This is a genomic window from Bartonella sp. AA126HLJHH (assembly GCF_042197425.1).
Lineage (GTDB): Bacteria > Pseudomonadota > Alphaproteobacteria > Rhizobiales > Rhizobiaceae > Bartonella.
The window spans coordinates 12973-26161 of record NZ_JBHIRU010000001.1; the positions used below are offsets into that span (position 1 = coordinate 12973).

General features: G+C 36.7%; 4 protein-coding genes and 1 pseudogene. 1 reads left to right on the forward strand and 4 read right to left on the reverse strand.

Features of this window, described 5'->3' with window-relative positions:
• Positions 1-203 precede the first annotated feature (203 nt).
• Positions 204-7421 carry a Vomp family autotransporter gene (locus tag ACFIQC_RS00030; RefSeq protein ID WP_375706581.1) on the reverse strand — a complete coding sequence of 2406 codons (7218 nt, stop codon included), beginning with the start codon at positions 7419-7421 and terminating at the stop codon, positions 204-206.
• A 1069-nt stretch (positions 7422-8490) separates the two neighbouring features.
• Positions 8491-8997 (reverse strand): helix-turn-helix domain-containing protein, encoded by a 507-nt coding sequence (locus ACFIQC_RS00035; protein WP_375706582.1) that lies wholly within the window; start codon positions 8995-8997, stop codon positions 8491-8493.
• Positions 8998-9939: 942 nt separating this feature from the next.
• On the opposite strand from ACFIQC_RS00035, the gene ACFIQC_RS00040 reads away from it, so the two are divergent.
• Positions 9940-10209 carry a hypothetical protein gene (locus tag ACFIQC_RS00040; RefSeq protein ID WP_375629290.1) on the forward strand — a complete coding sequence of 90 codons (270 nt, stop codon included), beginning with the start codon at positions 9940-9942 and terminating at the stop codon, positions 10207-10209.
• Between the two features lie 318 nt (positions 10210-10527).
• Here ACFIQC_RS00040 and ACFIQC_RS00045 read toward each other — a convergent pair whose 3' ends face one another.
• Together ACFIQC_RS00045 and ACFIQC_RS00050 are read right to left on the reverse strand one after the other, a co-directional pair.
• Positions 10528-11739: an MFS transporter gene (locus ACFIQC_RS00045; RefSeq protein WP_375706583.1), complete on the reverse strand. Its 1212-nt coding sequence runs from the start codon at positions 11737-11739 to the stop codon at positions 10528-10530.
• Between the two features lie 452 nt (positions 11740-12191).
• Positions 12192-12389 (reverse strand): annotated as a pseudogene (locus ACFIQC_RS00050) (hypothetical protein); the annotation flags it as partial.
• Between the last annotated feature and the right edge of the window lie 800 nt (positions 12390-13189).

Genomic DNA, 13189 nt, shown 5'->3' on the forward strand with positions numbered 1-13189 from the left:
AAAACTCATTATCTTATTTTGAAATAAGAAGTTCATTTTGTTGAAAGCGTCCGGTTTTTCTGTTTTTTAAACCTGTATTTATCGTTAGCGCTTATCAATATATATATATATATATATATATATATATTTACATACCTAACAACAATTCACCCCTGCCTCATGAGACAGGGGTGAGAAGGAGTTTTTATGTATTTTGTTTATTATCAATTCAATGTCATATTGAATCCCGCACCTACACCCCAGTGACCTCCAGAAGTTGTTGCGGATATGTTAGAGCGGTATTTTCCATTTTCTGAGGTGTAACCTGCACCAAAGGCAAATGCAGACTGACTACGCCATAAACCAGTACCAAATCCAACGCTTAATTTTCCAGGTGTATCATTGTAGCGTAAGTTAGACACCGCAAGACCAATAGCCGCTGCTTGTCTAGCCTCTTTTTTCACACTCTCAATACTATAGTTTAAGACATCAAACTTCATATCTGTATATTGCTTAGCCCGATCAACAGCATCATCAATCGCATCAATCACAATATTATTAACCCGTTGATCTGTATACTGCTTGGATTCATCAAGAATAATCTTCATCTGTTCTTTAGTATAATCATGAAGTTGACCACCATTTACAGCCTCTTTCGAGCCTTTTTCAATTTTACCATCAGCTACATTATCAATCAGAACAGGTTCACTGGCATCCCCCCCCGCTAATGTGATTTTATTGGTTTTTTTGCCGTTTTCATCTCTATCATAACGAACAGCATCCTCTTCAATGCCGTCAACTCTATTATTGATGTTATCAACTTTGGCATCAATATTGATAACTGTATCACCAATATCAGCAATCGTATTGGAAATGGTATCAACTCTGTTGGTAAGATGCTTCACATCTTTTTCGACACCAGTAACACGTTCATTGGTTTCCCAAAGTTGCCCACCATTGACGGCATCTTTCGAGCCTTTTTCAACTTTACCATCAGCTACATTGATAATTTTATTCGGCTTTCCATCGCGACCAGCATCATAGGCCTTTTCTTTATCATTCCACTTTAAAGCATCTGAATCGACCTTGTTGATGACATCATCAATACGGTTATTAATATTTGACATATTTTTATTGACGTCACCAAAAGCATCAGCAACATTATGGTGCTCTGTCTCAACAGTCGTACCATCAGCATTGACTTGAACAATCTTAAAAGTAGGATCTGTCCATTTGCCATTCTCATATTTGGCACCGCCACCGAAATAATTCGCAAGTTGGTTATTCATGGAATAAAGTTGGTTGCCCGTAATGGCATCTGTTGAACCTTGAGCAATCTCACCATCCAAAAGATACTTCAATTTGCTGTTTGTTTTCTTGCCATCTTTTTCATGACGTGCCACAAATGCTTCTTCCTCATCATCCCACAGTAAAGCATCTTTAGAGAAATCTTCAATTTTCTGGTTAAACTCATTGGATACATTCGTTAAGCGTTGATTCACATCTTGAACATTTTTATCAAGACCTGTTAAAGCATCACCAACATTGTAAAAATTAGCCTTCCCTACTTCACCACCTACAATAGCGGATAAAGTATATTTCAGCCCTTCAAAAGCACCGTTAATGAACTTTGCACCACCACCAAAAAACTTTGCAATATCTGCTGATATTTTATTAATCTGACTACCATTGATTGCATCGTTGGAATTTTCAGAAATGCTACCATCTTTTACGTTATGAAGAGCAACTGGTCCGTTGTTCTTATCGCCGCCCAAAGTTACACTACCATAATTAACACTATTATCGTCATTCTTATCATAGAGAACCGCAGCAGCAGTTACTGTCTCAATATCCTTCGTAATATCCTTTATGCTTTTATCCAGTTGGTCTTTGTTAACAGCTTCATCGCCCTTCTCTGCTGCCTTAACACCAGAAATAGAACGCGCTACACCAGCATATCCCGCAATATTGATCTCAGTACCAGCTGTATCCTTACCAATAGTGATAGGAGCAGAAACTCCGTCTTGCTTAACAAGACTATTTTTTACCACTTCGGAAATCTTATTATCAATATTTGTGATAGAAGTATTAACACCTGTAAACGCTTCCGTAACATTATGATAGGTCTCCCCCTGAATAAGGAAAGCTGGTTCTATACCGTTCAATACATCTGTACTACCACCAAAATATTTCGATGTATTTTGAGCGACTGTTTTGAGATCATTGTTAACAGTTGTAACCTTCTTATTCGTAGCAAAAAGCTGTGAACCATTTACCGCTTCCGTTGATGTTTGAGAAAGTTCTCCATCTTTTACACCGGAAAGTGTTCTTTCTTGCTTATCTTTATTTACAAGGCTGATTTCAGTACCACCGGTTGCTTTACCCACAGTAATAAGACTATCTTCTCCCTCCTGCTTTACAAGGCTATTTTCTGTTACATTATTAATCTGATTATAAATATCTGTGATAGAATTATCGACACCCTCAAAAGCATCAGCGACATTATGATGCTTTTTCTCAACAATAGTGCCATCCTCATTACGCTGAGAAACTTTGAAAGTAGGAGCATACCATTCTCCATTTTCATCATATCCAGCACCACCACCAAAATAAGAAGCAACGTCCTTCATTGAAAGGACTAAATGATGATTAACATGTCTGATATTTGTATCAAGCCCTGACAAAGCCAATCCAACATCATTATATTCCCGCTGTTTTACCTGACCATTTTCATCAATAGTAGTTAAATTATATCTCGGTTTTCTAAAGACTCCATTCTCGAATGAGGTCCCACCACCAAAAAATTCAGCAACGTTTTGGGATATTTTATTAATCTGGCTACCATTAATTGCATCATGCGATTGATCGGAAATCTCTCCATCTTTGACGTTATGAAGAGCAACTTGCCCGTTAACCTTATTACCTCCTAAAGTTACACTCTCATAATTGACAGTGCTATCATCATTTTTATCGTAAAGAACCGCAGAGGCACTTATATTCTCAATATTGTTGTTAATCTTTCCTATACTTTCATCGAGTTGTTTTTTATTAACTGCTTCATCATCGTTCTCTGCAGCTTTCACGCCCGCGATAGTCCGAGCTCCTCCACTGCCTGTAATATCAATTTTCGTTCCACCTTTTTCCTTACCAATGGTGATATCCCCTTCATTTTCCTCTTGCTTGACAAGGCTATTTTTTGTCGCATTGGAAATCTGATTAGAAATCTCCGTGATAGAATTATTGACAGAACTAAAAGCAGAACTAACATCATTATGTGTAGTGCCCTGAATCGTATAGGTTGGCGCTTTACCGTTAGCTATATCTGTATCACCACCAAAATACTTCGATATATTTGTACTTATACCGTCAAAGCCATTACCCAACTTACTAATCTTTTGGTTAGTTTCATAGAGCTGCGAACCATTTACTGCATCCGTTGAATCTTCAGAAATGTCTCCATTCAAAAGAGAGGTAAGCTTGCTGTTTGTCTTCTGTCCTTCTCCGTGGAGAGCAACAAATGCCTGCTCATCATTACTCCACAACAAAGCGTCCCCTTTGACTTCTTGTGTAATATTCGTGATTTTTTCATTGACATCTTTTACTACATTCGTCAGATGCGTATTCACACTCTTCACATTTGCATCAAGACCACTCAAAGCTGAGCCAACGTCATGATAATTGGCTTTTGCCACCTGACCATCTTCAACAATAACAGATAAACTATAGTTTGGTCCTTTAAAGGCACCATTTTCAAACGAGGCACCACCACCAAAATAATTTGCTATATCTCCAGATATTTTATTAATTTGGTTCCCATTGATTGCATCATGCGAATCTTCAGCAATTTTCCCATCTTTAACATTATGAAGAGCAACGGGGCCTTGGTTATCTACCCCACCTAAAGTTACGCTACCATAATTAACGGTACCGTTTTCTTTATCGTAGAGAACTGCAGCAGCACTTGTAAGATTAATATCATTAGAAATCTTCTCTATACTTTTATCAAGCTGGGCTTTGTTAACAGCTTCATCATTTCGCTCTGCAGCTTTTACACCAGAAATTGTACGAGCATCACCAGATTTGTTTGCAACATTGATTTTAGTCCCACCTGTTGCTTTACCAACAGTGATAGTACCTTCATTTTCCTCCTGCTTAACAAGGCTATTTTTTGTCGCATTCGTAATCTGATTTTGTATATTCGTGATAGAATTATCAACAGTACTAAAAGCAGATTCAAAATCATTATGTGGCTTACCCTGAATAGTGTAAGTGGGAGCCTTACCGTTAGATACGTCTGCACCACCACCAAAATATTGAGATGTATTTTGAGAAATTTTTGCTAGATTATTCGTAACAGTGGTAACATTCTGATTAGTAACAAAAAGTTGCGAACCATTTATAGCATCGGTTGAATTAGCAGAAATATCTCCATTGGCAAGAAATTTAATTTTGCTATTGGTTCTTCCCTCTCCATGCTGTGCTACAAATGCCTGCTCATCATTACTCCACAATAGAGAATCTTTAGAAACGCCCTCAATTTTCTGAGTAAACTCATTAGCTACATGTGTTAAGCGGCTATTCACATTGTTGACATTGTCATCAAGTCCTGTCAACGCTGAGCCAACATCAGTATGTACCTTCTGTCCTACAGTACCATCTGCAGAAACAGTAGATAAATTATATCTTGGTCCTAAAAAAGAACCATCTTGAAATACAGTACCCCCGCCAAAAAACTTTGCAATATCTCCGGATATTGTATTAATTTGGTTCCCATTGATAGCATCATGCGAATCTTTAGCAATTTTGCCATCTTTAACATTGTGCAGAGCTACCTGCCCACCAGTCTTACCGCCACCTAAAGTCACACTGTTATAATTAACACTGCTATCACCATTCTTATCGTAGAGAACTGCAAAAGCACCACCCTCCTTAATATTGTTAATAGTATCAGTAATAGTTGCAATTTCACCATCGAGTTGTTTTTTATTAACGGCTTCATTGTCTCTCTCTGCGGCCTTTACACCAGAAATACTACGGTCTCCCCCACTGCCTGCAACATCAATTTTCGTACCATCTTTTTCCTTACCAATGGTGATAAGTTTCTGTTCTTCATCCCATTTAACAAGACCATTTCCTGCTATTTGATTTTTTACTTCATTCAGCTGTGCAACATTAACCGCATCAGTCTCTGCACTCCCCGCTGCCACTCCATAAACTTGTTTATTACCAGCAAAAATACCGCTACCAGTCATACGCGGACCACCAGTAATCACGAAACCAAGGTCGCTTAATTGGGTTTTTCCTGCTTGTACACGTCCAACTGTAATGAAGTCATTCAAATCAAATTCTACTGTTTTATCATCTTTTCTTACAATTTTAATGTTCTTGTTTTCATAATTCTCAAGTTCAGCTCCAGCAAAATTGACTGTTTCACCAGGCAGAATATCCACAGCAGCTTCACCATTAACAGATAACTTCCATCCCCCTGCTTTTGATACCAATTGTCTTACCTCGCTCAACTGCGCATAATTGACTGCATCGGTATCGCTTTTCCCTGCTGCTACGTCTGTAATCTTTTTATTTCCAGCAGAAATACCATCCAAAATCATTCTTGGCCCATTCTCAATAATAAAGCCTTCACTATTCATAATGCTGTTGCCTGTCGTGACACTCGTAAGCTTAAGAGTATCATTCAAAGAAAATGTGACTTTATTATTATCTTTTTCAATCTTGATATTTTTGCTTCCGTCCCCGCTCACTGCCGCAACAATATCTACTGTACTTCCTGCCCCAACATCTGTAGCATTGTTACCATCAACAGAAAGTTTCCAGCTTCCTCCCGCCTTTGATATCAATTCTTTTACATCGTTCAGCTGTGCAACATTAACCGCATCAGTCTCTGCACTCCCCGCTGCCACTCCATAAACTTGTTTATTACCAGCAAAAATACCGCTACCAGTCATACGCGGACCACCAGTAATCACGAAACCAAGGTCGCTTAATTGGGTTTTTCCTGCTTGTACACGTCCAACTGTAATGAAGTCATTCAAATCAAATTCTACTGTTTTATCATCTTTTCTTACAATTTTAATGTTCTTGTTTTCATAATTCTCAAGTTCAGCTCCAGCAAAATTGACTGTTTCACCAGGCAGAATATCCACAGCAGCTTCACCGTTAACAGATAACTTCCATCCCCCTGCTCCTTCTACGACAGCTCTCATAGCTTTCAACTGTGCCACATTGACGGCATCAGTATCTGCAGTACCAGCCGCCAACCCAGTAATCTGGCGTGTTATACTACCGTCAGCTTTTCCAACACTGATTGCACTTTTTGTACTTTTCCATGCACCATTGTTTTGTTGTGAATTTTTGTTACTTACAGGATCATAACCAGCAACATTATTAACAACACTGGCAACGGAAGCTCCACCCAAAGCAACTCCGTCTCCAGCAATCACCTGTGCATTTGGACCAATTGCAATCGAATACTTTGTTTGAGCTTGAGCAGCATAACCTATCGCAATCGTATCTTGATCCTTCGCTTCTGCGTTATTCCCCATAGCAATGCCGTGGATACCGGTTGCAAGTCCACCAATAGCAACTGCTAATTCTCCTGATGCACTTGCCTTATAGCCTAGAGCCAAACTACTTTTACCAGTCGCTTTTGTACTTGAACCAACTGAAACCGCATTTTGCGCGCCGGCTTTAGCGGCATAACCTATCGCAATCGCATCTTGACCACCTGTAGCCGCGCTGCTACCAAACGCAATACTATCAATGCCATCTGCCTTTGAAAGCCCACCTATAGCGATAGACGATCTTTTTACCGTTTCCGATCCAATCCCTATGGCAACACTTGCCGCTCCATTCGCAAGAGCAGAAACACCAAAAGCTTGTGCTCCTCCACTCTTTGCAGTTGCACCCGCACCAAATGCTGTTGAATAATTCCCTGTTGCAGCAGATCCACAACCGGTTGCAAAAGAATACACACCATAAGCCTCAGGCATAGCACTCGTGCTACCACCTGTAAGCTTCCCCATATAACCAGTGCTGCTGTTGCTCGTATTACTATCACCACTCCAAGTGACCTTATCAGTGGTCACGCCATAAGGATAACGACCAGAAAAATTTGTATTTTTGGTAAATCTATCATATTGCTGCTCTGCGGTTATTTGATTAGTACTAGCAATTGACTCCTGTTGCTTGCCACCACGACCAATGACATTATCCACACCACAGTAATTATCATCACCCGCAAAAACAATACTGCCATGGCTACCATGGTCATAAGACACACCAGAACCACTCGTGCTCATAGTTTTGTCACCCGTTATCGCGAGATTCGAAGCAACAACAGGAGAAACACTCGATAAGAGTGTGGCCATTGCCGCGCTGAGAGAAAAAGCTTTAATTAAATTTGGTGGGGAATATTTTTTTTTCATAAGAATCTCCTCCTACAGAGTTCAACATCATCACAACGCGTGAAAACACACATGGCAAACCCCTTAGTTTGCGCACTTCAAAAACCAATAAATCAAGAAAAACCCCTCCCATCGACACCGCTATTTATTACGGCATCGACCTAAAATCTCTGCAACAACATCGAATCTAGAAAAGTCCCCAACCCTTTTAGCTAGAGGGATTCAAGCTAAAAAATAAATAAAAACACAAGACTTTGAAAATATACCGTAATCTCCATTCAAAAACACTGCGATTTATCTCTTAACAAAAATAGTTTCACTAAAGAGCAATTCTACTTTTCAAATAAAGCGCATCAGAAGAATGGCAAGAGCGTAAAAATAATTTTTTATAAATTTGTAAAAATACTTCTCAATAAATTAGCTGTTCTTATAAGCACAAATTTATGATTTTTTTAACTTATCGCACAATGTAATAGATAATGATTATCATCATAATCTCACTTTTTGTTGCGAGGTAAACTGTTTCAATATACTATACATCTCTTTGAAAGAAATCTGTCTTAAATATAATGATGCACGCTCTGTAAAAAGTTTTAACGTACTCATCTTATCATCTTCATAAAAAGACAAAAGCGCATCTATAAATAGTCTTTCGTTCTTCTCTCTTATATATCTGTTACCCTTCTATAGGAACAAAACATCGTCATTGTATTTTCACTATTGTATAAATTTTTTAATATCACAAACCGAAAAGAAGCTGTTTTCTAAACTCTTTCCTCTCACAGAACCCACTGTATTTTCACTGTTGTCCGTATCTTTTCTTCAACCAACAAATATTTCAGGAATGATGCTATACTCGCTTCCTTTTGAAGAAATTTTGTTTGTATCACTACTCGTCATTCTTTTTATGAACCGTTTTATTTTTAATCAGAACAGTCTATTGATTTATAATGATAGTTTCTCGTTTTTCAGATCGAATAAGAGACTCGAAGATCGTGAGATCTTCACATTCCAAACTTGGTTATACAGCAGAAAATCAAAAAAGTTTTATTTTTTTTTAAAGGCTGTTCATTCGTATCTTATGAAATTTCTAGATGTGCTTTTCAGTTTCGATTTTACGCTTTAAATGTAATTTTAAAAGTGGCAAAGTGGCTTCGACTTCTTCTATATCATTGAGGTTTTGAATAAGCTCTTGCAATCTTCCATAAAGCTCTGCTGCTAATTCCGCAACATCTTCAGGAGAAAGTGTTATTTTTGCATCATGATAGGTCGTATAAACTAAATGTCCCAGCTTTTTCATCAGCCCAGTAGGAATCGCCCGCGGTTTAAAACCAGCTGCTTTCGCCTTTGCCACATCTGAAAACATCTCACCATCACCCGTTACAAGCCAATCTAATGAAACACCACAAATTTCTTGATATTTGGAGAGCGCAGAGGCTGTAGGCTCACTTATACCAGTTTCATAAGTTCCTATAGAGCCAGCAGTGATACCAAGATGTTCAGCAAACTGCTTACGCTCTGTAAAACCAAGAGCGTGACGCACTTCACGAAAACGTTTTGCCAACTCAGTTTTAGGTTTTGCTTCCGGACGAGCCAAAAAAAACACTCCAAAATCAATATAATTGCTGACTAAATAATTATATTGATTTATATCTATTATTACTGCCCCTTAAGAAGAGCAGTTATCACATACATAACCCCACAAAAACGGATGTTACAGCATCCATTTAAGCAGGAGCGAAAATTATGACAATTACAAAAAATGCAATCGCCGTGGTATTTTTCTGAGCTGCGCCCCTGTAATATAACCTTGGAAAAACTCAAGCCTATCAGAGGCTATTTTCCAGAGTCAAAAACATTTGGACACAGGCCAATGAAAAAACTAAATGCGCCACTGCCAACTCTATCAGAGTGCATGCCAAGCCAATTCTTGCCAACTGCTTTCTCAAAAGTTGCAGTCATATTCTTTCAAAAGCAAAAAGCCTAATACGATTCTCTTCATTTCATGCTGTGTAATATACCACTGAAATCTTATTACAAAAATATGCTAATGCATTTCCCATAGGTTTTTATAAGGTAAAAAGTTTATCAATGTCTAAAAATCAATATAAAATAGGCAAAATAATTGGTATTCTACAAAAAATGAGATTATCACTCGTTATTAAAAAGTTAGACGTTTACAAACCCTGTTTGCTTATTTTATATATTAATAGCACTGATTTAGCTGTAACTGGCAATAGAGATTTCAGGGTGTTTGGTTTATCGTCAGAATACTCTTCCTCTACGCATATTAAAAGCCTTTTGGCAATGTATTTAAATGCTATAAATTCTATAGTAAACACATTGCCATCCATATTTACAATTGGGCGCTTCAAAATCTTGGAGTAATAAAATCTTTAATAGGCTTTGATTTAAAAGCGCGTATTTTACAGAAAATTGACAAAACCATGAGGTTCGTATACATGGCAATTTTAAGTGATGATAGTGGAGTGATACTTAAAAAAGCTGCATGGAAACCCGCAACGTTGAGGAATTAAGCATGACCTCTTTATGCGATAAAGAATTATCTGATACACTGGTTGGTCTTTATGACGACTATCAACGCGGTTTCGACATTGGAGAAGAGCTTAAATTGTGCGTGGATTTGGCGTTATCTCTTGAATTGGAACTCAGTATTCACCGTTTAAGTGAAACAGATGCTGTTTTTAAAAAAGAGATTGTGCAAACCTTGCATCGTCGTAGAAATACTCATTCCAGTGAAGATGAAATTGATACAATTTTTCATATGGATTTTGAAAAACAAAAATAATACAATACTCTCCCCATATGATACGATATTACCTCATTGCTTTACTTTCTACTACGCTTAAACAAAAAACTTTCAAGAAGATTTAAAGTGTTACGTTTTCGTCTTCTTAACAACAGTGAGATGAATTAAAGAAACGCATCAATTCTTTTAGATCATTATCAAAAAATAGAGAGTATTCTCTAGCATACATCAATTTATGCTTTGTTCATTAAGCACCAACTTTTACATTTTCTCAACTCTCCTTTAAAAGCAAAATATGAAATGTGCTGCAGCGTAAATGTTTAAAAATAGCGTATATTGACCACTCTTAAACGTAATTTATTGTTTTTCATGTTTATAAAACAGCACTATGAGTATTCCAACAAACGCAACAATGCTTTGAAAAAAATATATCGATTGAGGTGATATGTTACTGTTATCGCTTGCCATGATGAGATAGACTCCGAGGATCAAGCATCCAGAGATACCATTAAAACTTGCCTGCAATCTTCCTTGGTATTCAGGATCACAAGAGAGTTGTGATAAAGAAATCGAAAGAGCCCAACTCGAAAGTCCAAATCCAATCATAAAGTAAACAGGAAAAACAACAAAATTGTGTGTATTAACAGATAAAATAGCGAGGCCAATAGCCATAAAAGCTAATAAAATGGCTAATGTTTTCCTGATAGATAAAACTTTACAAAGAAGTGGTGAAAAAAACGCACCTGTCAATACACCCATAGAATAAAGCACCTCAAATATTGCAAAGGTCCTGTTATCCGCATGTAAAACCTCTTGTATATAAGGAACGAGAATAACAGGAATGGTCATCAAAAGAGTCATAATAATCATCTGGCTTATATAAGGTACAAAAAGAGCCGGATTCTGTTTAAAATAATGAAGGGATGCTGTATAATTTTCCCACCAATTTTGCTGGTTTTGTTTTTTAGATCTTCGGTTTTTAGGTACCTTCATTGCAAAATTAAATAAACCAGCAATGATAAAGAATATACCACCTATTAGAAGAGTTCCTTTTGTTCCTGCATAGGACAGTATAAATCCACTTAAGCCCATACCTACGATAGTGCCAAGTTCATAAACCATATCGATGGTTGCATTTGCATTGATGAGCTGTTCCTTCAGCACAATACTTTGAATTAAAGAAATAGCTGATGGCATATAAAAAGGGATAAAAATACCCAAAAGAGCAGATAAGACCATCAATTCAATTTCTATACCAAAATGCCAAAGCATTACCCAGCTCACGATTACCAAACCTCTCACAAGATTTGAAATAATAATCTGCGTTTTACGGTTATATTTATCTGCCAATATGCCAAAAATAGGCGCAAAAATAATGCTAGGCGTCCAAAGAAAAAGCATTATCAACGCCACACCACGGATTGAGCCCGTCTGATTGTAAGCGATCCATGACAATGTAATATAATTTAGTCCACTTCCAAATGTAGCAAATAAGCCGCTCAAAGTAAAATAGAGAAAAGTTCTATTTTCAAATAAAGCAATGCGTTCCTTCAAATTTGAAGTGAACATAAATTATCCTCTAAAATGAATACCAGTCGATATGCATGATACATCCTGTTTAAAAACAGGCATTCTTACAATTTTCATTTTAGATCATTAAATTTAAGAAAGCAAAATTTCTTTTTTGAGGCTTTTACAATCTTTGTGCTGTTTTATGATTAATTCTTCTATGAAAACGGAACATTTATGGACAAAAACAAAATTAATATTTTATGTGCGTTTTATTCAGAAGCTACACCTTTATACATATGTGAAACAATTTTACGGTATGGAAGCTTCACTCACATTTTATTGTCCTTATTATTCCGTGCACTAAAATATGCTCGAGTATATTCCTCCATGTCGTTCTTCTATCACCACACTTCGTCTCTAAAAGAATAAACATACTATTATCCTCACAATAAATATTGCTAACTTTTCTACTCCCCTTCTCTAAATCTTTTAAAACAAGCCCATTACAATTAGTTTTCTAAATAAATTTTTTCAATAAAAGAGAGTTTTTCTTCGTATTTTAAGTTTAAACCATTCCTTTTCTGCAATCGTTCCAGTACTGTAGTGGGCGGTAAATGAAGATAAAATGTAATATGGGGTCTTGGAATAGATTGATTTAATTTAACGACACTTTCAATAGAAAGCTCTCGAGCATAAAAATAAGCAAGACTAGAATAAACAGATCAATCGCTAATTAATAAATTTTGCAATGAAGCTAAGGAAGGTTCAATAATTTCAAGCGTATGTTTGCGTCTATCTGTCTTGCTAAGAGTGCTAAAAGCAACGGATCAATTGCTTTTCCTTTATCTAAATATCTCTAATTTATGGATTATTTCTATACTAAGAACTGTGTTAAAAGTTTGTATTATATGTTGTTCTGTTGAGTAATGACGAGAAATTTCTTTGAAGACCGCATGGAGTTATAAACTTTTTTATCAAGATACATTCTGTCTATATACCCTCCATAAGTTAAATTGTTTTTTGTCTAAAATCTTTTAATGTTCAATAAGATGTTTTTTAACTCGTCTCTAAACAGAAAAACACAATACTCCCGCATTTTGTATAACTTATTAACTTTATGATAAATGGCAGTATATAGACTTAGTTTTAAGATAAGGTTATATTTTAGACAACTTAAAATAAGATTAAGTATTTGTAAAAAATATATTTTTTTGTTCACACTCCATAACCTGCCATTTTCTAACGAATTCTAGTAGATTTCTGAGGATTACTCCTATAGCGTCGTGTAAATGTATAGAAATGAGTTCGATCTCAGTATATTATTGTCCTAAGAGCTAGTACTGGATTGCACTACATAGAAATCTAATGAAATCAGCTCTATCTTTTCTCAAACCACCGCTCACACTATAAGCATTTGATATTCAATTCCGTCAAAAAGCAGCAGAGCAATTCTCAGAAAACATCGCTGAGATATTGAAATATGTCTTGCAAAAGCGTTTGAATCAAA